The 24,076-nt window shown below is 63.5% G+C and carries 23 protein-coding genes and 1 pseudogene; 19 read left to right on the forward strand and 5 right to left on the reverse strand.

What is annotated here, in order from left to right; genetic code table 11:
• Positions 1 to 3: 3 nt before the first annotated feature.
• The 10 genes and pseudogenes from AWB70_RS10285 to AWB70_RS10325 all read left to right on the forward strand — a co-directional run bounded on the left by AWB70_RS10285 (position 4) and on the right by AWB70_RS10325 (position 7,832).
• Positions 4 to 873, forward strand: coding sequence for a hypothetical protein (locus tag AWB70_RS10285; RefSeq protein WP_053571813.1), 870 nt, complete (start codon positions 4 to 6; stop codon positions 871 to 873).
• Entirely contained in the window at positions 870 to 1,466 is a 597-nt protein-coding gene (locus AWB70_RS10290; RefSeq protein WP_053571812.1) for a hypothetical protein, read from the forward strand. Before AWB70_RS10285 ends, AWB70_RS10290 begins: the two co-directional genes overlap by 4 nt.
• Entirely contained in the window at positions 1,463 to 1,984 is a 522-nt protein-coding gene (locus tag AWB70_RS10295; RefSeq protein WP_045459523.1) for a hypothetical protein, read from the forward strand. Before AWB70_RS10290 ends, AWB70_RS10295 begins: the two co-directional genes overlap by 4 nt.
• Positions 1,981 to 2,541: a hypothetical protein gene (locus AWB70_RS10300; RefSeq protein WP_053571811.1), complete on the forward strand. Its 561-nt coding sequence runs from the start codon at positions 1,981 to 1,983 to the stop codon at positions 2,539 to 2,541. Before AWB70_RS10295 ends, AWB70_RS10300 begins: the two co-directional genes overlap by 4 nt.
• A complete protein-coding gene (locus tag AWB70_RS10305; RefSeq protein ID WP_053571810.1) occupies positions 2,538 to 4,493 on the forward strand; it encodes a secretin GspD/PilQ domain-containing protein in 1,956 nt (651 codons plus the stop codon). Before AWB70_RS10300 ends, AWB70_RS10305 begins: the two co-directional genes overlap by 4 nt.
• A gap of 21 nt (positions 4,494 to 4,514) precedes the next feature.
• Positions 4,515 to 4,982: a type II secretion system protein gene (locus AWB70_RS10310; RefSeq protein ID WP_053571809.1), complete on the forward strand. Its 468-nt coding sequence runs from the start codon at positions 4,515 to 4,517 to the stop codon at positions 4,980 to 4,982.
• Positions 4,983 to 4,987: 5 nt separating this feature from the next.
• Entirely contained in the window at positions 4,988 to 5,365 is a 378-nt protein-coding gene (locus AWB70_RS10315; protein WP_053572133.1) for a type II secretion system protein, read from the forward strand.
• Positions 5,340 to 5,834 carry a type II secretion system protein gene (locus tag AWB70_RS10320; RefSeq protein WP_063786753.1) on the forward strand — a complete coding sequence of 165 codons (495 nt, stop codon included), beginning with the start codon at positions 5,340 to 5,342 and terminating at the stop codon, positions 5,832 to 5,834. The genes AWB70_RS10315 and AWB70_RS10320 overlap by 26 nt, the downstream gene beginning before the upstream one ends.
• A 144-nt stretch (positions 5,835 to 5,978) precedes the next feature.
• Positions 5,979 to 6,278 (forward strand): annotated as a pseudogene (locus tag AWB70_RS39205) (carbohydrate-binding protein); the annotation flags it as partial.
• Between the two features lie 309 nt (positions 6,279 to 6,587).
• A complete protein-coding gene (locus AWB70_RS10325) occupies positions 6,588 to 7,832 on the forward strand; it encodes a chitinase (RefSeq protein WP_510183501.1) in 1,245 nt (414 codons plus the stop codon).
• Positions 7,833 to 7,841: 9 nt separating this feature from the next.
• Here AWB70_RS10325 and AWB70_RS10330 read toward each other — a convergent pair whose 3' ends face one another.
• Positions 7,842 to 8,702, reverse strand: a complete 861-nt coding sequence (locus tag AWB70_RS10330) for a lytic transglycosylase domain-containing protein (protein WP_235024197.1) — start codon at positions 8,700 to 8,702, stop codon at positions 7,842 to 7,844.
• A 170-nt stretch (positions 8,703 to 8,872) separates the two neighbouring features.
• Here AWB70_RS10330 and AWB70_RS10335 point away from each other — a divergent pair, with 170 nt between their 5' ends.
• The 8 genes from AWB70_RS10335 to AWB70_RS10370 all read left to right on the forward strand — a co-directional run bounded on the left by AWB70_RS10335 (position 8,873) and on the right by AWB70_RS10370 (position 17,831).
• Positions 8,873 to 9,733 (forward strand): 2OG-Fe(II) oxygenase, encoded by an 861-nt coding sequence (locus AWB70_RS10335; protein WP_053571807.1) that lies wholly within the window; start codon positions 8,873 to 8,875, stop codon positions 9,731 to 9,733.
• A gap of 456 nt (positions 9,734 to 10,189) precedes the next feature.
• Positions 10,190 to 10,630 carry a hypothetical protein gene (locus tag AWB70_RS10340; protein WP_053571806.1) on the forward strand — a complete coding sequence of 147 codons (441 nt, stop codon included), beginning with the start codon at positions 10,190 to 10,192 and terminating at the stop codon, positions 10,628 to 10,630.
• A 226-nt stretch (positions 10,631 to 10,856) separates the two neighbouring features.
• Positions 10,857 to 11,363, forward strand: coding sequence for a Csu type fimbrial protein (locus AWB70_RS10345; RefSeq protein ID WP_045459514.1), 507 nt, complete (start codon positions 10,857 to 10,859; stop codon positions 11,361 to 11,363).
• Between the two features lie 92 nt (positions 11,364 to 11,455).
• Positions 11,456 to 12,169: a fimbrial biogenesis chaperone gene (locus AWB70_RS10350; RefSeq protein ID WP_063786752.1), complete on the forward strand. Its 714-nt coding sequence runs from the start codon at positions 11,456 to 11,458 to the stop codon at positions 12,167 to 12,169.
• Between the two features lie 241 nt (positions 12,170 to 12,410).
• Positions 12,411 to 14,813 carry a fimbria/pilus outer membrane usher protein gene (locus AWB70_RS10355; protein WP_053571804.1) on the forward strand — a complete coding sequence of 801 codons (2,403 nt, stop codon included), beginning with the start codon at positions 12,411 to 12,413 and terminating at the stop codon, positions 14,811 to 14,813.
• Positions 14,814 to 14,817: 4 nt separating this feature from the next.
• Positions 14,818 to 15,771 (forward strand): Csu type fimbrial protein, encoded by a 954-nt coding sequence (locus tag AWB70_RS10360; RefSeq protein ID WP_053571803.1) that lies wholly within the window; start codon positions 14,818 to 14,820, stop codon positions 15,769 to 15,771.
• Positions 15,772 to 16,148: 377 nt separating this feature from the next.
• Positions 16,149 to 16,763 carry a nitroreductase family protein gene (locus AWB70_RS10365; RefSeq protein WP_053571802.1) on the forward strand — a complete coding sequence of 205 codons (615 nt, stop codon included), beginning with the start codon at positions 16,149 to 16,151 and terminating at the stop codon, positions 16,761 to 16,763.
• 81 nt (positions 16,764 to 16,844) lie between these two features.
• Positions 16,845 to 17,831 carry a zinc-binding dehydrogenase gene (locus AWB70_RS10370; protein ID WP_053571801.1) on the forward strand — a complete coding sequence of 329 codons (987 nt, stop codon included), beginning with the start codon at positions 16,845 to 16,847 and terminating at the stop codon, positions 17,829 to 17,831.
• A 98-nt stretch (positions 17,832 to 17,929) separates the two neighbouring features.
• On the opposite strand, the gene AWB70_RS10375 is transcribed toward AWB70_RS10370, so the two are convergent.
• On the reverse strand, positions 17,930 to 18,199 hold the full coding sequence (locus tag AWB70_RS10375) for a DUF4148 domain-containing protein (RefSeq protein ID WP_053571800.1): 270 nt from the start codon (positions 18,197 to 18,199) through the stop codon (positions 17,930 to 17,932).
• A 234-nt stretch (positions 18,200 to 18,433) separates the two neighbouring features.
• On the opposite strand from AWB70_RS10375, the gene AWB70_RS10380 reads away from it, so the two are divergent.
• Positions 18,434 to 18,706, forward strand: coding sequence for a DUF4148 domain-containing protein (locus AWB70_RS10380; RefSeq protein WP_053571799.1), 273 nt, complete (start codon positions 18,434 to 18,436; stop codon positions 18,704 to 18,706).
• Positions 18,707 to 18,724: 18 nt separating this feature from the next.
• On the opposite strand, the gene AWB70_RS10385 is transcribed toward AWB70_RS10380, so the two are convergent.
• The 3 genes from AWB70_RS10385 to AWB70_RS10395 are packed head-to-tail and all read right to left on the reverse strand — an operon-like array spanning position 18,725 to position 24,073.
• On the reverse strand, positions 18,725 to 20,137 hold the full coding sequence (locus tag AWB70_RS10385) for a heavy metal sensor histidine kinase (RefSeq protein ID WP_053571798.1): 1,413 nt from the start codon (positions 20,135 to 20,137) through the stop codon (positions 18,725 to 18,727).
• 31 nt (positions 20,138 to 20,168) lie between these two features.
• A complete protein-coding gene (irlR, locus tag AWB70_RS10390; RefSeq protein WP_053571797.1) occupies positions 20,169 to 20,846 on the reverse strand; it encodes a heavy metal response regulator transcription factor IrlR in 678 nt (225 codons plus the stop codon).
• On the reverse strand, positions 20,846 to 24,073 hold the full coding sequence (locus AWB70_RS10395; protein ID WP_053571796.1) for an efflux RND transporter permease subunit: 3,228 nt from the start codon (positions 24,071 to 24,073) through the stop codon (positions 20,846 to 20,848). The genes irlR and AWB70_RS10395 overlap by 1 nt, the downstream gene beginning before the upstream one ends.
• Positions 24,074 to 24,076: the final 3 nt, after the last annotated feature.

Here is a 24,076-nt window from a genome sequence, read left to right on the forward strand (position 1 = left end):
GCCATGACGCGCTTATCGGACTTCTCGGACCGGCTCGTCGCGTCGCACTCGGTGCAAGCGTCATCGTGGATGATGTCGCGCTTCACAGATCAACTCGATGCGCTGCGCAGAGCGGCGTCGAAACGGCCGACGCTCAGGAAGCCGTCGATGTTTTCGCGCACGACGCTCTGGATCGACGGCGAACGCGCCCACGCGCTCGATTCGCCGGTCACGACGCCGCTCTCGCCCGCGGGCGACGTCGCCGCCGCGCTCAAAGCCATCGAAGCGCTCGCGCCCGCACCCGCGCGGCCCGGCCTGCATGCGTTGCGCGTGATCGTCGGCGCGCCGTTCGTGCGCTATCACGCGCTGCCGTGGCAGCCGCTTCCGAAGCCGGACGACTGGGTTTCGGCCGCGCGCATGCAGGCGGTTCAGGCGGGCGCGGGCGCGGAGCCGTGGCGCTATGCCGTGAGCGACGGCGTATGGGGACGAGGCCGCCTCGCCGCCGCGATGTCCGAAGCGTTCTGCGCAGGCATCGAACGCATCTGCAAGGCGCGCAAGCTGCAGCTCGCGGGCATCGAGCCGGGCTACACGTTCGCGCTCCACCGGCACGCGCGGCGCATTCGCGATGGCGCGATCGCGATTGCCGGACTGGAGGAAACCGCGGGCGCGGCGGCGATTGCGCATATCGGCTTCAGGCGCGATGGCGGCTGGACCGGCTTTGTCACCCTGCCCGTGCCCGGCGCGCTCGACGATCTCTGGCGCGACGCCTTCGCGCTCTGCAACGCCGATGCGCCCGAGCGCCGCTACGTGATCGGCCCTGGCGCGGCGGATCGATGGATCGCGAACGCAGCACAGGTCGAGTGGCTCGCGGCGCCCTGGGACGCATCGGCATGAAAGCGCCCGCGCTGAACCTGCATCGCCCGAACCGGACGGACGCCGTGCCGGGACTGGTCGCGCTCCTCGCCGGCATCGTCGTGCTGATCCTGACGATGCAATATGTCGACACGCTCACGGAACAAGGCGAAGCGCTCGACGAACGCGAAAGCGCGGTCGCGAAGCAGGAGCAGACGTTCAGGACCATCAGCAATGCGCACCGCAATTCGGGCGATGCGCATGCCGCGCAACTCATGGCGCAGCAGCGTTATGCGGCGGAACCGGCGCGCGCGCTCGTCGAAGGCGGATGGAATCCGAGTATCGCGCTGCTGTCGCTCGACATCGCGACGGCGTCGCGGACCATCAACATGCAGTTCGAGACGCGCTCGGCGCAGGAAGCGCTCTCTTACGCGGACTGGCTTCAGGCGCAGCCGAGCACCGAAAGCGTCACCGTGAAGCGGCAGACCGAGAAGGCCGGAGCGCCGATGACGTCGGTGGAAACGGCGATCGAGTTGACGTGGCGGCCGTTCTTCGGGCGGCCGGTCGTGGCGGCATCCGGGCCCGCGAGCGCGGCCGCAGCGGCATCCGGCGCGTCCGGCGGAGCACCGAAATGAGCCGCCTCGTCTGGGAACTGCGCCGCGCGCAATGGCGGCTCGGCATCGTCGGCGCGCTCGCGATACTGCTGATCGGCGCGGCGGCGGTCATCGCGCTGGTGCAGATTCTGCCCTTGCACAACGACATCGCCGCGCGCGAAGCCGACCTCGATGCGCGCGCCGCGAAGCTGAAGCTGCCGCCGCCGCCATCGCCCGATCAGGCGGTCGCGCCTTTCAGCGCCGAGCAGCGCTATTTCATCTTCCTGCACAGCCTGCACGCGATCGCCGCGAAGAACGGCATCTCGCTGCCGCAGATCACGTATCAGCTCGCGGCGCCGGACAAGGACTCGTCGCTCAGGCGCTATGTCGTCGAGACGACGTTTGCGGCCACGTATCTGCAATTTCGCGTCTTCCTGTCCGAATTGCGCACGATGCCGGGGCTGCGTTGCGAGCGGCTCACGATCGCGCGGCCGAATATCGGCGTGACGCAACTGGATGTGCATCTGCAATGCGCGTTTCTCGTCGAGGCATCGAAATGAACCGGCTCGACGTCCGCACGCTGAAGGTATCGCGCCCGCTGCTCGCGCTCCTCGTGGCCACGCTCGGGCTGATCGTGTACGCGTACTTTCACGGCGCGGCGGATGAAGCGCCCGAACTGCCCGCGGCCGTGTCGCGAAAGCCAGCGGCGGCCGCTTCGCCAAACCCAGCTTCCGCGGCGAGCGCCGTCGCGACGGCGAATGCCGCGCCGCCCACCGCCGTCGATATCTTTCCGGCTCAGAACTGGCAGCCACCTCCTCCGCCTCCGCCGCCGCCTCCGCCCAAGCCGCTGAAGCCACCCCCTCCGCCCGAGCCGCCGCCGCTGCCGTTCGTCGTGCGCTCGCTCTGGCTGGATCAGCGTGGCGTGCTCTACGTGCTGCTGTCCGGAGCCGGGCGCGAATTCTCGCTGTGCGCCAACTGCGACCGAAAGGGGTTCCTGAAAAAGGGCGACGTGATGCTCAACGCATACCAGATCGAGGACATCGACCGAAAGCAAGTGCAGCTCACCTACCTGCCGTTGAAGCGCCGCCAAGTGCTCGCGCTCGGAGAACTGAAATGAGCCGGCTCAAGAAGATCACGGTCCTGACCTTGCTGTCGCTTCTGACGGCCTGCGCGAGCGAGATGCATCGCAAGGGGCTGGAAAACACGCTGTCGAACATGACGCCCGACGCGCAGCTCGATCTGCTCGCGCAGCAGACCGCGCAATATCCCGACGATCTCGAGATTCGAAGCTGGTATCTGAGCTTGCGGCGGCGGCTGGAAGTCGATTATCTGAATCGCGCGACGGTCGCTTATCGCGCGGGCGATTCCGCGCAGGCGCTCGCGTGGGCGCGCAAGGCGCAAGAAGCCGCGCCCGGCGACGACGCCGCGCGCAGCATGATCGAGTGGATCGGGAAGCAGGCGCCGATCGATACCGCCGTGCAGTACGCCAGCACGATCTATCTGGATCAGCCGCAGGAAGCGCTCGGCATTCTCAACGACGTGCTCGCGAAACAGCCCGGCAACGCCCGCGCCGCGCGCCTGCGCGATTCGATCGTCACGCCGAAGGGACAGGATCTCGCGCCGAAGCTGGACAAGGATCTCGATCAACCGATCACGGTGCAGTTCCGCGATCAGCCGCTCATCAGCATTTTCGAGCTCGTGTCGAACATCACGGGCCTGAACTTCACGTTCGATCGCGACGTGCAGGCCACTGCGCCGACGACCATCTTCGCGAGCAACACGCCGGTGAAGCAGGTGCTCTCGATGGTCCTGCAGGCCAATCAGCTCGCGAGCAAGGTCGTGAACGGCAACGCCGTGCTCATCTACCCGAAACGCCCGGACAAGGAAACCGAATACAGGGATCTCGTGGTGCGCACGTTCTATCTCGAGAACGCGCAGGCCGCGCAGGTGCTCGCCTCGCTCAAGCAGATGGTCAAGACGCGCGACGCCGTGCTCGACGAGCGCACCAACGCGATCATCATGCGCGACTCGGCCGATACCGTGAAAGTGGCCGAACGCATCATCAAGGCGCTGGACGTGTCGCCCGCGGAAGTCGTCATCGATGCGCAGATTCTCGAAGTGACGTCGTCGGACCTGCTGAATCTCGGCATCAACTGGCCGAACGGCGCGAACTTCGCGCTGCAGCCGGTGCCGGACGATCCGAACACGACGCCACGAGAAGCCGGCACGCTCACGCTTGCGCAATTGCGCAGCCTGAACAGCGGCGACGTGCTCGTGCGCATCGGGCCGCTCGGCATCAATTTCCTGCAAAGCCAGGGCAAGACGAAGACGCTTGCGAATCCGAGCATCCGCGTGCGCAACCGCGAAAAGGCGAAGGTGCTGATCGGCGACCGGCTGCCCGTCGTCACGACGACGCTGTCCAGCAACTTCAGTTCGGAAAGCATCAATTATCAGGATGTCGGGCTGACGCTCGAAGTCGCGCCCGTGATCGCCGGCAACGACGAAGTGCAGGTCAAGCTGCACATGGAGGTGTCGAACGTGACGGACACGATCACGACCTCGACGGGACTCGTCGCGTATCAGATCGGCACACGCTCCGCCGACACCGTGATGAGCGTGCGCAACAACGAAACGCAGATGCTCGCGGGCCTGCTACAGCGCAACGAGCGCTCGGCGGGCAGCGGCTGGCCGGGCCTGAGCCGCGTTCCGGTGTTCGACCGCATTTTCGGCACGCGCGCCGACGACCAGCATCAGACCGAACTCGTGCTGCTGCTGACGCCGCGCATCGTGCGCAATCAGGCGACGCCCGCGGGCAACGTGATGCAGTTCAACTCCGGCACGGAGACGCGCATCTCGACGGATCGCAATGTCATTGCGACGAACGACAGCGTGCGCATGACGCCGTCATTGCCGCCGCCCGCGGCGGTCCCGCCCGCCGCGCCCGCCGCGCCTTCGCTGCCGCCGCCCGCGCCGCCGCCCGTCCCGGCGCCGCCGCCCGCGGCATTCCTGCTGCCGGTCGCGCCGCAGCAGCCGCCCGGCGGCGAAACGCCGCCGTTCACCCAGCCCTGACCGACATGCGGACCGCACGCCATGCAACGAGGCTTCACGATCATCGAGATGCTGGTCACGCTCGCCATCCTCGCGGTTCTGGCGACGGTGGCCGCGCCGCTCGTGCAGATCGCCGCGCAACGGCAGAAGGAAGACGAGCTGCGGCGCGCGCTCTGGAGTATCCGCGATGCCATCGATGCCTATAAGGCCGCCGGCGACGCCGGCAAGTTCGATCGCGCGCCCGGCGACTCCGGCTATCCGCCGAAGCTCGACACGCTGGTGGCGGGCGTCGTCGACAAGACCAGTCCGGCGGGCGCGCGCATCTATTTCCTGCGACGCGTTCCACGCGATCCGATGTGCGATTGCCCGAGCAAATCGGACGAGCAGACCTGGGGCAAGCGCAGCTACGCGAGCCCGCCCGAGTCGCCGGGCGAAGGCAACGATGTCTACGACGTCTATTCGTTATCCGAAGGAGCCGGGCTCAACGGCATTCCTTATCGCAAATGGTGAGCGCGATGTGGAGAAAGATTCGGCGCGGCTTCACGCTGATTGAACTGCTGGTGGTGCTGGCGATCATCGCGACGCTGCTCACGCTCGTCGTGCCGCGCTACTTCGGCCAGGCGGACAAGGCGAAGGAGACGGTGCTGCATCAGAACCTCGCCGCGATGCGCGATTCCATCGATCACTTTCGCGCGGACCAGGGGCGTTATCCGCAAACGCTCGACGAGCTGGTGCAGAAGCGCTATCTGCGCGAAGTCCCGATGGACCCGGTCGCGCAGAGCCGCACGGCATGGACGGTCGAGCAGCCCGCCGACGGCACGCCGGGCGTCTACAACGTGCGCAGCGGCGCGAAAGGCAAGGCGAAAGATGGCACGAACTACAGCAGTTGGTAGGCGGCGCGGCCGGCAGCGCGGCTTCGGCATGTTGTGGGCGCTGGTATGCGTGGCGCTCATCGGCATCTATTTGATGGAAGTGGGCACCGTGTGGACGACGCAGGTCAAGCGCGCGAAGGAAGACGAGTTGCTGCGCCGTGGCGATGCGATTCGCCGCGCGATCGTCGCCTACGTGCAGGCGGACCAGAGCGGCGCGTATCCGAAGAGCTTTGACGATTTGCTGCGCGATCCGCGCGTGTCTTTCGTGCGGCGCTTTCTGCGCGAACCCTATGCCGATCCGATGACGAACGGCGAATGGCTCTTCGAGCGCGGACCGGGCGGCGAGTTGTACGGCGTGTACAGCGCATCGGGGGACGAGCCGTTGAAGAAAGACGGCTTTCCCGATCAATACGCGGGCTTCGCCTTGAAGCCGACGTATCAGGAGTGGAAGTTCACAAACTTTCCGGAGCGAAGTATGAGCCGGCGATAGCGCGAGGCGGCCTCGCGTGGAGGAAACGACATGTTATCGATTCGAAGAAAAATCGCGCTGCTTCCGGTCGCGCTGATGCTGCAGGCCAGCGTGACGCTCGCTCAACAGGCGTGGAGCGAAGGCAGCACGTATACGTCCGGCACGATGGTGACGTACAACGGGCGCATCTATCAGGCGCTGCAGACGCACACGGCGTATCCGGGAGCGGGATGGACGCCGTCGAGTACGCCGACGCTGTGGAGGGATGTCGGCACGGCGGGACCGACGCCTGCGCCTGCACCTGCACCTGCGCCTGCGCCTGCGCCTGCGCCTGCGCCTGCGCCTGCGCCGACGCCGACGCCGACGCCGACGCCGACACCATCGTCATGTTTTCCGGCTTGGGCGGCAGCGACGGTGTATTCGAACGCGGGAACCCGCGTGACGTACAACGGCCGCAACTATCAGAGCAAGTGGTGGACGAAGGGCGATAATCCGGCGCAATCCGGTCCATACGGACCCTGGCAAGATTTGGGCGCGTGCTCGGGCGGTACGCCTACTCCCGCGCCTACGCCTACTCCCACGCCTACTCCCACGCCTACGCCGGCACCGACGCCTACGCCCACGCCTGTACCAACACCGACGCCCGCCCCAACACCAACACCAACACCGACACCAACGCCAACGCCCGCGCCAACCCCAACACCAACACCGACACCAACGCCAACGCCCGCGCCAACCCCAACACCCGCATCCTACAAACCCCAAATCACCTACATCCCCGCCCCGGCCGGCTATCCCACGGACGCGCAGTTGGCCGCGTCCGAGAAGGCGCTCGTCGATCAGGCGAATGGCCCGATGATCGCGCTCCTGCGCGACGCCCAGCGCGTCCTGCCCGATGCCGATGTCAACGCGGTCGTGCCCGGCCGCGCGGCGAATCCGTCGAATGTGCGGCGGGTCGAGTCGATCGTCCCGGCAGCCGAGTTCGACAAGCTCTTCCCCGTGCGGCACGTGAAGTATTCGTACGTGAACTTCCTGCGCGGCATCGCCAAGTTCCCCGCGTACTGCGCCGACTACACCGACGGACGCGACGCCGTTGCGATCTGCCGCAAGCTGTTGGCCACGTCGTTCGCGCATTTCACGCAGGAAACCGGCGCGAACTGGCCGTCGCTCACGCCCGCGCAGGCGCGCACCGATCCGAATCACAACAACGCCGTGCTCGCCTCGATGCCGCAAGACACCCCGATTCCGTTCTGGCAGCAGGCGCTGTGGTTCCTGCGCGAATCGGGCTATGAGGAAGGCTCGGCGGTGGGCTCGTATCAGCAGTGCATACCCGGATCGCACGCGACGAACTGGATCTTCTATCCGTGCGCGAAGAACGCCCAGGGCAACTATCTCGATTACTTCGGGCGCGGCGCGAAGCAACTGTCATGGAATTACAACTTCGGCCCGTTCTCACAGGCGCTCTACGGTAACGTGAACACGTTGCTCGACAACCCCGGAAACGTCGCGGATACGTGGCTGAACTTCGCGTCGGCGACGTGGTTCGCCGTCACGCCGCAGACGCCGAAACCGCCGATGACCTGGGCCATCGACGGCACCTGGAAGCCGAACAGCGTCGATCTCGCCAACAACATGAAACCGGGCTTCGGCGCGACGGTGTACATCATCAACGGCGGGATCGAATGCGGCGGCGGCGGCGCGGAAAGACCGCAGGTCACGAACCGCATCAACGCGTACAAGGAAATCGCAAAAGAACTTGGCGTGACGATTCCGTCCGACGAGCCGCTCGGCTGCGCCAACATGCGCGGATTCCAGGAGGGATCGGCGGCGGCGATCAAGGCGTATCTCGACAAGGACTACTCGTGGGTCAACGGCAAGCCCGCGACGGGCTGCAAGATCGTCGATTATCAGATGCCCTTCTCGCTGCTCACGCCCGGCGACTACAAGGCCTGCACCGACTACTTCTTCCGCGGCAAGGTCATGTTCAACGGCAAGGTGGAGGTCGATAACACGAAGTGACAGTCACGCTCACCGGCCGCTTCGATAGCGGTCGGCGAGCGCCTTCACGCGCGCCACGTAGGCCGTGGTTTCGGCATAGGGCGGCACGCCGCCGTAGCGGTCGACGGCCGCCTCGCCGCTGTTGTAGGCGGCGAGCGCGCGATCCAGATCGTTGCCGAAGCGTTTCATCAGCCACGAAAGATACTGCACGCCGCCGCGGATGTTCTGCGCGGCGTCGAAGGGATCGCGAACGCCGAAGCGCAGCGCCGTCGACGGCATCAGTTGCATGAGCCCCTGCGCACCCGCGCGCGACAGCGCGTTCGCCCGATACGCCGATTCCGCGTGGATGACGGCGCGCACGAGCGCACTGTCGACGCCGAACGTAGCCGCGCTGGCGTCGATCTCCTGCTGGTAGGCGCGTTGGTCGAGCAGCAGCGTCGCGACGTTGACGGGCGCATCGCGCGCGCAGAGATGGCAGGTCTCGATGAAATGTAGCTGAATCACTGTCACGTCGCGCGGCGCGCGTTCCGGCATGCGCGTCAGATAGTGACGCACGCCGTCTTCGACGTAGCTGTAGATGCGCGTCGTGGATTCCCGTCGCGACAGGCTCGCGAGGCGCGGCGTCTCTTTCTTTTCGCCTGACTTAGCGTCCGCTTGCGCGCCCGAAGCCCCGACGGGTGGGCTCCATTGCCACGACATATTCACGCGGCTGCAATTCGCCTTGTCCGCGTGTACGCTGACGTAGCTCACCGAGTTGTCGTCGCCTTCGCATCGGAGCATCGAGGCGGCGTGCGCGGTCGACGCCGCCGCGATCCATCCGCACGCGAGCGCGCAGCCGATCGAGCGGCGCACACCGGATGCCGAAACGATGATCGTCGCTGCGCGTCGCATGGCCTGACCTTTAACGTGATTCGCAAAGCACGGTTCGCATCGCGCACGGCGGCATCGGAATCATGCGCCCGCGCGCACAACAGTCGCTACGTTTGTTTCCAACAACGTCGTTGTCTTTCGCGCCGCCCTGTGCTTCCATGGAGGCGCACTCTCTTTCTCCCGACGCCCACATGAGCACGATTCCCCGTTTCGATGCCGCATGGCAGACCTGGCTCGACGACAACCTCCGGCGCGGATGCACGCATCAATCGATGATCGACGCGATGATCGCCAGCGCGTTCCATCCGAATGCGGCGCGCTCGATACTCGCCCGCCATCTCGCGGGCGAAGCAGTCGGACAGCATGACGATGCAACCGCCGACTACGTCTACGGCAAGCCGATGCTGCCGCCGGGCCGCGTGCTCGTCGCGAGCGATTGCGAGTCGTCGAAACTCTTCAGTTGCGATGAGCCCGTCGTCGCGCTGCTCGCCGATGTCTTGAGCCCCCGTGAATGCGACCGGTTGATCGAGATCGGCCGCGAACGGGTGCAGCGCTCGTCGGTGGTCGATCCTGACTCGGGCGGTGAAGTGCTGATCGATGCGCGCAAGAGCGAAGGCGCGTTCGTGAACGGTTCGACCGATCCGCTCGTCGCGACCATCGACCGCCGCATCGCCGAACTCGTGCAGCAGCCCGTCGAGAATGGCGAAGACTTGCACATCCTGCGCTACGGCGCGGGCGGCGAGTATCGCCCGCACTTCGACTACTTTCCTGAGGAACAAGCAGGCAGCAAGCACCACATGCAACGCGGTGGTCAGCGCATCGCAACGCTGATTCTGTATCTGAATCAGGTGGAAGACGGTGGCGACACGACGTTCCCGGATATCGGCCTGACCATTCATCCGCGACGCGGCGCGGCGTTGTATTTCGAGTATGTGAACGCGCTCGGCCAGACCGATCCCAGGACGCTGCATGCCGGCATGCCCGTCGAACGCGGCGAAAAATGGATCGCGACGAAGTGGATGCGGCGCGGGCGCTTCCGGACGCAAGACTGATACGCCCGCTTGCGGCTGAATTGCGCCGCGCTTCCCACAATCGAAACGATGAGCGCAGCGATGTGCGCCGATATCCGTGCATCGCGAGTTTTCCCGTGAAGAGTCGCAGATGAAACGCCGAGGTTCAAGCTGTACGGACAGGCAGGCAGCAATTCGACGATACACCAAAAATATTGCTTGGTATATCTAACTTAATACATCGTCAATCGAGAACGGATGAGTTTCATTCCAGTCGCTCATTTCCAAAAGATGACGCAAATCGAAACGCCAATTCGCTTCAATCGACGCTTCGATAACATCCTTGCCTTCAATCGGGCCTCGACTGTGCAATAACGCGTTCAATAAGAGTCATCTCATTTATTCTTAAGCTCGTCTGACGTAACTTTCTGTCATCGGTCGATGCCATCTCGCGGTTCGAAGAGAGCGCATTGCAAGCAATGGATACGGAGGTTCATCATGAAGAGCAAGCTGTGCGGCACGTCGACGCTCATCGCGTGCGCGGTGTTGACGATGCTCGATATGCCGGGCGCGCGGGCGGCGGGCCGGTCCGCGTCGTTCGAAGTCGGACTGACCGTTCACGATACGTGCACAGTCACGGCCGTGACGCCGGATGCCGGCTCCGCGCCGCGCGATCTCACGGTGAATTGCAGCGGTCGCACGTCGCCTTACGTCCTGCAGGACGGCGACTTCGAACCGAAGTTCGGCAAAGTCGTGCGCGCGCTCGCGGGTGAAAGCAACACGCCCGGCGCGCGCTACGCGCTGGATCACGACTCCGCGCAGGCCGCAGTGATCAGAGCCGCGCACCGCCGCGCCGCGCAAGCCACGAATGCCGATGAAGGCGCGCCCGATGCAGCCGACGATGTTCCGAATGTCGTCACGACCACGGTCGTGTTCTGAGCAGCGTGTCGTATTGAAGGGCGACTTCCCGAAGCCGCCCTTTTTCGTTTGCGCTCGCCTTTGATTCGATTTCGTCAACACCATGTTTTGGAGAGGCGTACGCGACTTAGGAATCGTCGCATTCACTCTCAATTCCCATCTCATTAATCTGTTCACATGTCGACGGGCAACGGAAACACGCCCGCCACGGCAAGCCTTCCGACATCCACATAGAGAGAGTTCAAACATGAAGATCACGTTCGCCAAAGTCGCTATGGTCGCCGTCATGAGTGCAGCCGCGTTGTCCGTCGCGCCGAGTTCGTTCGCAGGCACCAAGAGCGCCACGTTTCAGGTTTCGCTCACCGTCGAGGCCGACTGCGCGATTTCGGCGAATCCGCTGAACTTCGGCACGACCGGCGTGATCGACAACAATCTCGATCAGACGACCAGCCTCGCCGTCACCTGCACGAAGGGCACGCCGTACACGGTCGCGCTCGACGCCGGTTCGGCCACGGGCTCGGACATCAGCAACCGCCTGCTCAAGGGCACCACGGGTTCGGACACCGTGACGTACAACCTCTATCGCGACGCCGGCCACACGCAGGTCTGGGGTCAAACGACCGGCAGCGACGTCGTGACGGGCACCGGCAACGGCGACGCCCAGTCGATCACCGTCTACGGCCGCGTTCCCGCGCAAGCGATGCCCACCGCCGATACGTACACGTCGACGGTTACGGCTACCGTTGCGTTCTGAGACGCTCATCGAAGCACGATGCGCGGCGCTTGCCATCATGCGTGATTCGCACTATCAATGACTGACGGTCGGCCAGTATCCGGAGGTCAACGATGCGACGCGTGTTCCTCTGCGCGCTAACGGTTTCGCTAGCGCTTCACGCCAGCTCGCCGGACGCCGCGTCATTGCAGATTTCGCCCGTCTCCATTCGTCTCGATGCAACCGAAGCCGGCAAGACCATCGAATTGAGCAACGAAGGCGATCAGCCCATCAATGCACAAGTGCGCGTCTTCAGTTGGGATCAGGTCGACGAGAAAGAATCGATCGTCCCGACGCGCGATCTGATCGCCAGTCCGCCCATTGCGCCGATTGCGCCTGGCGCGAAGCAAGTCGTGCGCGTGATCCGCGTCGATCGCACCGCGCCGCCCGCGGAGCGAACCTACCGGCTTTTGATCGACGAACTGCCCGCAGCGGGCGCGGAAACCGCAAACGCGGTTCAGTTTCGATTTCGATACTCAGTACCCCTTTTTATTTCGGCTGCCGGCGAAGAAGGCGCGCCGGAGCTGCACTGGTCCATCGTTCAGAAAAACGGTCAGCCGTTCCTGCGCGTGAGCAACAGCGGCAAGCTGCATGCGCAACTGAGCGCGATCACCATCAGGACGGCGAGCGGCGACGTGCCGCTTTCCTCCGGATTGCTCGGCTATGTGCTCGCGGGCCGCGTGCGCGCGTGGTCGCTCGCCGACATCAAACTGAAAGGCGCGGCTAGCGGCGTGAAAGCGAGCGTCAACGGCAAGCCGCAGGACGCGAGGATCGAACCGGCGCAGTGACCGGTTGATGGCGTCGGCCGCGCGCAATCGTACTGTTTCATAGTGACCCCCGCGAGCGGACTCTGGAGACGATGATGACACGCCATAAAGAACCCTTCCGCGCAGTCATGCCAAACGGGAAACAGGCTCGCGACCTGTCCACGATTTTACTCTACTCAATTGTTTCGCATAACTACGCGATATTTAAATTTGCCACGCGACATGATCGTCGATAAGCGCAACAAAGGACGTTCCAGTCGCCATGCCTGCGTGGCCTGCCCTTCGCGTACGTGCCGCGTGCGGGTTCATTGCGCTCTGCGTGATCTCGTCGAAAGTCGTTGCGCAAGACGACATCACCGGCGGTCCGCCCGCCGACATGCCGAATCTTGCCGGCGCCGCACGCGCGATGCCGGCCGCGAGCCCGCCGGGGGCGGCGCAAACGCTCGTGCTCGAAATCGTGCTCAATGGCGCGAGCCTCGGCGAACCTGTGACGTTCCAACTGCGCGACGGCCAGTTGTACGCGGAGCCATCGACGCTGGAAAACGCGGGCGTGCGCGTCAACGACCTCACGCCGGACAGGGATGGCTGGCTGGCGCTTTCATCGATTCCTGGGCTGCGCGCCGACTATTCCGTCGCGAAACAGCAGGCTATTCTGCAAGTGGACGAAGCGCGGCGCGTCACGCAACGAATCGGCTATCGCACGCCGTCCACGCCGAAAGCGACGCCCGGCACCGGCTTCGTGCTCAACTACGACATTTCGTATCTGCGCAATGTCGGCGAGGTCCACGATGACCAGTTCGGCGTGTGGAGCGAGCAGCGCTTTTTCACGCACTACGGCGTGTTCGACAACACGGGCACTTATCTGAACGGCACGGGCCTGAACCGCTACACGCGGCTCGACACCAACTGGACGTATTCGCGCCCGTCGACGCTGTTCACGATGACCGTCGGCGATACGATTTCCGGCTCGCTCGCGTGGTCGCGCTCGGTGCGCTACGCCGGTATCCAGTTGCAGCGCGACTTCAGCCTGCGTCCGGATCTGATCACGTTTCCCTTGCCGGTATTCGCGGGTTCGGCGGCGGTGCCATCGGCCGTGGATTTGTATATCAACGGCCTGCGTCAATACAGCGGCAACGCAGCGCCCGGCCCGTTTCAGATTTCGCAGCCGCCGAGCTTGACGGGCGCGGGCGTCGCGCAAGTCGTCGTGACCGATGCGCTCGGTCGCCGCGTGACGACGAGCATTCCGCTTTACATCGATACGAAGCTGCTCGCGAAAGGCTTGTCGAACTATTCGGTCGATGTCGGCTTTCTGCGCGACAACTACACGATCCGTTCCAACGACTACGAGTCGTCGCCGATCTTCAGCGGTCTCTATAGCTACGGCGTGTCCGACTGGCTCACACTGCAGGCGCACGCGGAAGGCGGCCAGGGTCTCTCCAACGGCGGCGCGGGCGCGATCGTGGGCATCGGCAATGCGGGCGTCATCAGCACGGCCGCGGCGGGAAGCAGGCTGCGCGGCATGACGGGCGCGCTCTTGAGCGTCGGCTATCAGTACATCGGGCCGAAGTTCTCGTTCACCGCTCAGGCGACGCGTGCGACCGACGGCTATCGCGATATCGGCGCGTTGTCGGGCACGTCGCTCTTCGAACACATTTACCAGTCCACGGCGTCCGTCGCGCTCGGGCGCGGGCAGTCGGCGAGCCTCAGCTATATCGATTCGCTCGACAGCTTTGCGGGCCACGCGCGCGTCGTGACGCTCGCGTACAACGCGCAGCTCGGCCGGCGCTGGTCGCTGTTCGCCACCGCGTATCGCGATTTCCTGCAGCGCGACGTGTGGGGCGGCTCGATCGGCGTGACGATCGCGCTCGGCGGCAATACATCGGTCGCGACGACGCTCGCGCAGAACGGCGGGCACATGACGGCGGACGTCACTGCGTCGCGCCCGGCGGATTTCAGCGGCGGCTGGGGCTGGTCCGTGCAGGGCGGCGCGGGCGCGGATTACCGGCATGCGTTCGCGGGCGCGAACTACCGGGCGAGCTTCGGCGACTTCCAGGCGACCGCGCAGCGCTTCAATGGCGTGACGACGGCGACCGCCGAAGCCGCGGGCGCACTCGTCGTGATGGACGGCACGGTGCTGCCGTCGCGCACACTGACCGACGGCTTCGCGCTCGTTTCGTCCGACGGCATCGCCAGGGTGCCGGTCCTGCAGGAAAACCGCCTCGTCGGCGCGACGAACCGGCGCGGCTATCTGCTCGTGCCCGATCTGACGTCCTATCAGCGCAATCAGATCGCGATCGATCCGCTCGCGCTGCCCGCCGACGTGCGGATCGAGCGCACGGGGCTGGACATTGCGCCGGAGCGTCGCTCGGGCGCGCTGGCGCACTTCGGCATGGAGCGCTACCGGGGCGCGTCGGTGAGTTTCGTCGATGCAAACGGCCGCGCGCTGCCCGCCGGCGCGACGGCGACGACAGCAAGCGGCGCGGCCGCGACGGTGGGCTACGACGGCATCGCATTCTTCGACAAGCTCGACGCGAGCAACACGGTGACGATCCGCGGCAAGGATCTCGACTGCACGGCGATCGTCGCGTACGAAACGCCCGCGGCCGGCACGCTCGCGCAACTCGGGCCGGTGCCGTGTATCGCGAACCGGAGCGACGGGAGGTGACATCATGTACAGGCTTTTTTGCATCGCCCGATGGGTGGCCGTGCTGGTCGTGCTCCTCTTTGCGCATCACGCGGCGAACGCGCAGACTTGCACGTTTTCGGTCGGCTACACGAACTTCGGCACGATCAGCGCGATCCGCACGGAGCCGGAGGATATCGTCGGCGGCATCCACATTCTGTGCAGCGGCTACACGACGCCGATGGTCCGCATGTGCCTGAACATCAGCGCGACCGCGCCGCGCCAGTTGCTCGGCCCGGACGGCGCGGCGCTCAACTACAACCTGTACGTCGATCCGGATCACGTCGGCGTGTGGGGATCGGTGACCGCGCCGAGCACGACGCCGCTGATTCTCGACTTTCCCGTTCATCAGGGCGGCCAGGTGTGGGCGAACGAGCCGTTCTATGGGCGCATACCGCCGAACCAGAACGTGCCGGTCGGCACCTACACGCAGGCATTCTCGGCGACGGACACCTACTTCGTGTTTATCGGCTACAGCGGCACGCCGCCGAATTGCGCGACGTCGACCGCGCCGTACACGACGGCCCCGTTCATGGTGACGGCGACCGTGGGCAGCGACTGCGACATCAGCGCGACGCCGATGCGTTTCGCCAACGCACGCCTGCTCAGGAAGCCGTTGCTGGCCACGAGCTCGCTCACGGTCACCTGCACTGCCGGGCTGAACTACGCCATCGAACTCGACGCCGGCACGACGCCGGGCGGCAGCGTCACCCAGCGCAAGCTGCTGCTCGACAGCGGCGCCGACACGATCGACTATCAGCTCTATCTGGATTCGGCCCGCACGCAGATCTGGGCCGACGGCACGAACGGCACATGGCGGCTAGTCTCCACGAGCTCGGGCACGACGCGCCAATTCACGGTGTACGGACTTGTGCCGCCGCAGCCCGCAAAAACGCCTGGGCGTTATACGGATACGATTACGGTGACGGTGAACTTTTGAGGCCGCGCTTTGCGGCAGCCAAACCAAATGAGTTCAATTTAATTTCGCAAACCTGAATAATAAATTCCTAACACGGTCTAAATCCTCTCGACTCGCGCCACGCTCCCGGATTTCTGGGCGTGGCGTTTTTCTTTACGTGCCCAGCATGGTCGCATCCCCTTCAATCGCGTGCCGCGCACTGAACGTTTCAGAAACTGAACCAAAAGCTTACTTTCGAGTTGCTTTATGCCACGTTAAGAACATCTCGACTGCATTCGAATCCATTTTGTTCCCCTTAAATAAGGCGACACTTTTTTACAGGTTATCGCAATTCCCTGCGCAGTTTCAGCAGGTATATTGCTCACGCATTCTTCCTTAAATACGCCAGGAGGTTAAGCATGTCTCGTTTCGCAGAGCTCTTGAAATCAAGAGTTTCGACCAATCGTTATGACGTTGCTCGCACACTCGGCGATCGGCAAATTGAAGAATTAATCAGTCTTGCCACGACCGCTCCGTCCGCCTTCAATCTCCAGAACTGGAAGTTTATTGCCGTACGTAGCGCGGAAGGAAAAGCCAAATTGCTGCCGATTGCCTACGGCCAGCAGAAGGTCGTCGATGCCGCGGTGACGTTCATCGTCTGCGGGACGCTGGAACCGCATCTCACCTTGCCATCCGCTCTAAGGCCTTCGCTCGATGCCGAGATTGTCGATCAGGCGATCTACGACGGCTGGATTGCAGCGGCACAGAACATGTACGGAACCAATCCGGTAATGCAACGCGACGAGGCTGTGCGCTCTGCATCGCTCGCCGCGATGACGCTGATGATTGTTGCAGAAGAGCGCGGGCTCGCATCCGGTCCGATGATCGGGTTCGATCCCGCGGGCGTATCGGCGGCGTTTGATTTGAAGGCGACCGACGTGCCCGTCATGCTCGTGACAGTCGGCTACGCAGCGCCCGGCAACTGGCCGCAGAAACCGAGAAAGGCTGTCACCGACGTGGTGTCTCTAGCCTGAACGGCTTCGAATCGACCTAGTGACCTGATCGGCGCCCTGTCGCGCCGAATCATACGGACTCCACCTGAAAGGACATGCGCCATGAAAGCCTATGTGATTGACCGTATCGGTGGCCCCGAAGTCCTGCAACTCCGTGACATCCCCTCTGTTGCTCCACAAGCGGACGAAGTTCGCATCCGCGTACGTGCGTTTGGCCTCAACCGCGGGGAAGTCTATCTGCGCGCCGGCAAGATGGGGCCGATCGAAGGCGTGCGGGTACCCGGCATCGAGGCCGTCGGGGAAATTGCCGAGGATCCGTCGGGCACGTTCCGCGTCGGGCAACGCGTCGCCACCGCAATGGGCGGGCTGCAATTCACCCGTCACGGCAGTTATGCCGAGGAGGTCACCGTGTTGCGCGCCAACGTAGTCGATCTCGACGGCACTGATCTGTCGTGGGAGGAGCTTGCCGCGCTTCCTCAGGCATATCTGACAATCTGGGGAGCGCTGACCCACAGCCTGTCGATCGATGCGGGGCAAACGCTGCTCGTGCGCGGCGCGACATCGACGGTCGGCCTCGCGGCGGTAACTTATGCGAAAGCGTCGAGGTTGCACGTCATCGCGACAACGCGCTCGCCCGATCATGCGGAGCAGCTTCACGCCGCCGGTGCCGAGCACGTGATCATTGATGCGGGCAACGTCGCGGATGATGTCCTGCGCCTTCGGCCTCACGGGATCGATGCGGCGCTAGAAGTCGTCGGTGCGGCGACATTGCGCGATACCGCGAAGACGCTGAGGCCCTTTGGCGCGGTGACCGTGATCGGGCTGCTCGCCGGGCCGCCGGTGCTCGAGAATCTCAATCTGATGACCGATCTGCCGCCTGCGGTCCGGCTGTCCTTCTTCCCGAGTCAGTTGTTCGGCTCCGAGGCGCTGCCGCTCACGCATGCACCGCTGCGCCGGATCGCCGACGACATCGCCGCAAAGCGCTTGCCATCGCATTTGCAACATACGTTTGCCTTCGACGAAGTTCGGGAGGCGCATACGTGGATTGAAGGCAATCGCGCGCACGGGAAACTGGTCGTGCGTATCTGAGCCAGCTCGTAAATTGCAGCGAATCGACAAGCGGGTGCGAGTGCCCGCTTGTAGCCGACAGCGTGAGGGAAACGGTTTTCTTCTGGCTTCCGAGTCCTTCAGCGGCCCGCGACCTGATCGTGGCGATCGGGACCAGGCGCCTTCTCGCCGCCATGCGTCGCCACTGCGTGGATCTCCTTGTTCCGGGCGATCAATGCTTCCGTGGGCGGATACTGAGTCCGGCCAGCGGGCGAGTATCCGTCGTGTTGCGCCTGCGCCAATTCCTGACGCACCTGCTCGCGGGACTTTTGTGCCAATGCAGATTGCGAAGCCAAACCGATCGAAATACCGGTCATTGCGAGCACGACCGCGAGTTTTGCTGCTTTCATTTCTGTTCTCCAAGTTTCGACCGCCGAGAAGTGGCGCGTCATGGAAACAGTATGTGAGCCCGACAGTGCGCGAACGTGACGTGAAAATGAGAAATATGTCAGACGAGCGAATCGACTGCGTGTCGAACCATTCCATATGCATTTCTCATCTTCACGTCATGGTGACGCATAAGCCATCGAGCATACTGAACTTCAAGTTGCACCGAATGGCAATCTCACTGAACGGAGAAAGAGATGAAAGCAATCAAGTTCGCAGCCCTGCTCGTTACCTCGACAATCGCGCTCGGCGCGGTGTCCCAGGCGGCTCTGGCGCAAGCAAAGACGCGAGACGAGGTACGGCAAGAACTCGCTCAGGCACAACACGACGGGCTCATTCCGAGCAGCACGACGCACTATCCGCCAAGCGACGCACTGATCGCTCGCAATAAGGAAACGCACGCAATAGCGAGACACGCCGGTGAGACGACGCCGCCTGTCGATCATCACGACAGCATCGCCGCTCGCTAAACTCTGCGTGCGCCGGCATCAACGGATAAGGTTGGCTGGTTCCTTTGTATCGTTTGGAAAGGCCAACCAAAACCGGGTTCGTACGTTAGGCTGACTCTGGACCCCGCAGCTTCCGCCGTGACTTTCCATGATCGACTTCACGATCGCCAGTCCAAGCCCCGAGCTCGATGATCGGCTATGCCGTGAAGGATCGACTCGATAGAACCGATCGAAGATGCGGTCTATGTGCTGCGCCGCGATCCCCGCCCCGGTATCCGACACGCTGACGGTCGTCCAATCCGCACCTTCCTTACACTCCACGTTGATCACAGTACCCTTCGGTGCATGCGCGATCGCATTGGAGATCAGATTGCTCAACGCTCGCTGGAACAGAAGAAGGTCGGCATCGACGCGCGCCTGCCCCGAGACATGAATCTCGACGCCTACGTCTTGCGCCAACGATTCATAAAAGCCGGCGAGGCGTTGCGCCTCTTGCGCCGCGTCGAGCCGTTGAATATTGAGCAGAGCGTCCGCGCGCTCGGAACGCGCGATGAAGAGCATGTCTTCGATCATGCGCGAAAGCCGCTGAAATTCGTCGATGCTGGACTCGATGACATCCCTGTATTCATCCGCGGCGCGCTCCTGAGACAGGGCCACCTGAGCCGCCGCCTGCAAGTTCGCGAGTGGAGTTCGCATGTCGTGAGCGAGGTTCGACGAGAACTCGCTGAGTCGCGTGAACGACTCGTTGAGCCGCTCCACCATTCCGTTGAACGCGAACTCCAACTCTTTGAGTTCGCCCGACGTATCCAGTGACGGCAAGGGGTGCGCAAGCCTTGCGGTGGACATCTGCTCTGCCCGGGCGACGAGCTGACGCAACGGCTTTAGCCCGAACTTGGCGATGCCGTATGCGAGAGCAGCGGCCAGCACGACGCCAAGCACCTCGATCACGACGATCGTATATGCATAAGCCCGAAGCAATGCGGCATCGCTTTTGCCATCGTATTGCATGATCACGCGCACGCGTTCGCCCGGAGCGGGGTTGAGCGACGCCGACGCGGCGAGATAGCGGAGCTTTGTTTCCGGCCGCGCAATGCTCAGGCCGTCCGAGGGCAACTTATCGATCAGCGCGGGGCCATAGGGCTGAAACCCGGTTGTTTGCAGCAAGCGCCGGCCGTCGCGATCGTAGATCGCCATGGCCACGTTCGGATGATCGTGCAGTTGATCCGACCACGTTTCCGGCTTGCGCGCGATTTCATCGGCGAACTTGATTTCGTCGAAATGGCCCTGCAGCGCGGCCATGATGCTCGTCATCTGCTCCGATGCCGTCCACTCGATTCGGCTGCGTAGCGCCTCGTAGAGCGCAAGGCCGCTTAGGGCCAGGATGCTCGAGGTCGAAACCACGATGAGGACGGTGAGCCTCGCCCGTAGCGTCCTTGGAAAGAATCGCTTCATGGCATGCCAATGCGCGTGCCAATGGCGGCGTTCATTTCTCATCTCGCACTTCAAGCACATATCCCATGCCGCGAACGGTATGAATGAGCTTGGGCGCATAGGCATCGTCAACCTTCGAGCGTAAGCGTCTGATCGATGAATCGACCACGTTGGTATCGCTATTGAAATTCATGTCCCAGACCTGAGAGGCAATGATTGCGCGCGGGAGAATCTCTCCGTTGCGTCGCATGAGCAGCCACAGCAGCGCAAATTCCTTCGCCGTCAACAAGATCGCATTGCCCTGTCGGAAGGCCTTGCGTTTGGTCAGATCGAGCTCGAGGTCGGCCACGCGAATCGTGTTCGAATCACCAGGTTGACCGCGCCGGAGAATGACTTTTATCCGGGCAGTGAGCTCCACGAAATCGAATGGCTTCGACAGATAATCGTCGGCGCCAAGCTCCAGTCCCTTGACCCGGTCGCCGACATCGTCACGCGCCGTCAGAAACAAAACGGGTGTCTTCTTCGTGCGGCGGAGGTTTTGCAACACTGACCAGCCGTCCTGGCCGGGCAGCATCACGTCCAGTATCAACAGGTCGTAGTCTTCCGTTTCCGCCTGATACTGGCCGGATAGGCCGTCCTCGACCCAATCGACGGTGTACCCCGCCTCGGAGAGCCCCGTTTTCAGATAGAGGCCCATCTTCGCCTCGTCTTCGACAATCAGAATTCGCATTACACGTTTCCTCGGGAGTGGCGCAGACGCCGCTGAAGCCAGCTTGGGACGATCAGGCCGAAGCGCCGTTCGAACATGGAGCGCATCGATGTCGCGTGGCTCACCCGGTACAGCACGGGTAAAACCAGCAAGGTCAGCGCGGTAGACGAAAGGATGCCGCCGATCACGACGGTCGCCAGCGGTCGCTGCACCTCGGAGCCCGTGCCGGTTGCGAAAGCCATCGGCAGGAAACCGATCGAGGCGACGAGCGCGGTCATCAGCACGGGCCTCAGGCGGGTTAGCGCGCCTTCCCTGACCGCAGCATCGAGCTGCGCCCCGCCTTCTCGCAGGCTGCGGATGAACGATATCATCACGAGACCATTGAGCACCGCGACGCCCGACAACGCGATGAAGCCAACCGCCGCCGTGATCGACAACGGAATGCCGCGCAGCCAGAGCGACACGACACCGCCGCTCAATGCGAAGGGAATGCCGGTGAATACCAGCAAACCGTCTTTCACGTTGTTGAACATCACGAACAGCAGCACGAACACCATGAAGAGCGAGAGAGGCACGACGAGCTTCAGCCGTTCACTCGCGCTCTGGAGTTGCTCGAACTGGCCGCCCCAGGACACCCAGTAACCCGCCGGAATCTGCACATCCTGCCGGATCTGCTGGCGTGCATCCGCCACAAAAGAGCCCACGTCGCGACCACGCACGTTCGCGCTCACGACCACGCGCCGCTTTCCATCCTCGCGGCTGATCTGATTCGGGCCAGGACCGACTTCGAGCGTTGCGAGTTCGGCCAGCGGAACGTACGGCGCCTGCACCACCGGACCGCTCGCCGGCGTGAGCGCCGCGGCCGGGAGCGCGATCGGCAGCCGCTTGATGGCTTCGATATCAGAGCGCAGCTCATCCGGCAAGCGCACGACGATGTCGAAGCGGCGGTCGCCCTGAAAGAGCGTGCCCGCCTTCTGTCCTCCCACCGCCGCGGCTATCGCGTCCTGAATATCGGCGACGGTGACGCCGTAGCGCGCGAGCTTCTCGCGTTCGAGATTGATGGTCAGCACCGGAAGACCGGTCGTCTGCTCGACCTTGACTTCGGATGCGCCCGGCACCTTGTTCAGCGCCGCCGCGATCTTTTCGCCCGTATCGTTGAGCATCGACATGTCGTCGCCAAATATTTTCACGGCGACATCGCTTCGCACACCGGAGATCAGTTCGTTGAAGCGAAGCTGGATCGGTTGCGAAAACTCGTATGCGTTGCCCGGCAGTTCAGCCAGCACGGTCTCGATTTCCTTGATGAGTTTGTCACGCGACTTGCCGGGGTCGGGCCATTCCTTCGCCGGCTTGAGCATCACATAGCCATCGGACAGATTCGGCGGCATGGGATCAGCGGCGATTTCAGCGGTACCGGTGCGCGCGAACACGCGGTCGATCTCGGGGAAGCGCTGCTTGAGCGTCTTTTCGATCGTTTTCTGCATGTCGAGCGACTGAGACAGACTCGTACCGGGAATGCGCAGCGCAGCCACGGCGAGATCGCCTTCGTTGAGGCTCGGAATGAACTCGCTGCCGAGCCGGGTCGCGAGTCCAAGCGTGAGCGCCACGATGACCACCGCGCCCGTCAGCACGCGCCTGGGTTGCGCCATAAAGCGATTCAACACAGGCTCATAGGCACGCCGCGCCCAGCCCATGATGCGGTTTTCTTTCTCTTCCACTCGGTCGCCGATAAAGAGCGCGACCGCCGCGGGAATGAACGTCACGGTCAGCACCATCGCGGCAGCCAGGGCCATGACGACCGTGACGGCCATCGGATGAAACATCTTTCCTTCGACGCCCGTGAGCGCGAAGATCGGCAGATACACCACCATGATGATGAGTTGCCCGAAAACGAGCGCCCGCCGCGCTTCCTGCGACGCGCCGAACACTTCGGCAAACCGTTCCTCGCGCGTAAGCGGCCTGCCGCGCAGCGTTTGCGCATGCGCGAGCCGCCGCACGCAGTTCTCGACGATCACCACCGCACCATCGACGATGATGCCGAAGTCGAGCGCGCCCAGGCTCATCAGATTCGCACTCACCTTCGCGTTCACCATACCGGTGAACGTCATCAGCATCGACAGCGGAATCACGAGCGCCGTAATGATCGCCGCGCGGATGTTGCCCAGAAAGAGGAACAGAATGACGATGACCAGCACCGCCCCTTCGAGCAGGTTCTTCTTGACCGTATCGACGGCCTTCTCGACCAGATGGGTCCGGTCATAGACCGGAATGGCGCGCACGCCCCTGGGCAGCGAACGATTGACGTCGTCCATCTTGAGCGCGACGGCCTTCGAGACCGCGCGGCTGTTCTCTCCCATCAGCATGAAGACCGTCCCGAGCACGACCTCTTCACCGTTGGAGGTCGCCGCGCCCGTGCGCAGTTCGCGCCCCGTGTCGACCTGCGCAATGTCCTTCACGCGAACGGGCACACCGCCCACGTTCGTCAACACGACGTTGGCCAGATCCTCCGCCGAACGGGCCTGCCCCGGCACGCGCACCAGATATTGCTCCCCGCGCTTCTCGATATAGCCCGCGCCGACATTGTCGTTATTGCGCTCCACCGCACGCACGACATCCGCCAGGGTCAGTCCATAGGACATGAGCTTCGTCGGGTTCGGCGCAATGCGAAACTCCTTGACGTATCCGCCGATCGAATTCACCTCGGTCACGCCGGGCACATTGCGCAGCTGAGGCTTCACGACCCAGTCCTGAAGCTCGCGCAAATCCGATGGGGTGTAACGCGTCCCGTCCGACTTGCGCGCCGAAGGTTCCGCTTCCACGGTCCAGAGATAGATCTCGCCGAGCCCCGTCGAGGTCGGACCCATCGCGGGCGTCGCGCCGGGCGGGAGCTTGTCCTTCGCCTCCTGAATGCGTTCGTTGACGAGCTGGCGCGCGAAATAGATGTCGGTGCCGTCCTTGAAGATGACGGTGACTTGAGACAGGCCATAACGCGAGATCGAGCGCGTCTTTTCGAGATTCGGCAGACCCGCCATCGCCGTTTCGACGGGATAGGTGATGCGCTGCTCAGCCTCGAGAGGCGAATAGCCGGGCGCGGCGGTGTTGATCTGCACCTGCACGTTGGTGATGTCGGGCACGGCGTCGATCGGCAGCTTCTGATAGCTGTACACGCCGAAGGCCGCAACGGCGGCGACCGCGAGCATGACGAGCCAGCGGTGCGCGATCGCAAAGCGAATCAATCGCTCAAACATGGA

The sequence above is a fragment of the Caballeronia cordobensis genome (assembly GCF_001544575.2).
GTDB classification, from domain to species: Bacteria; Pseudomonadota; Gammaproteobacteria; order Burkholderiales; family Burkholderiaceae; genus Caballeronia; species Caballeronia cordobensis.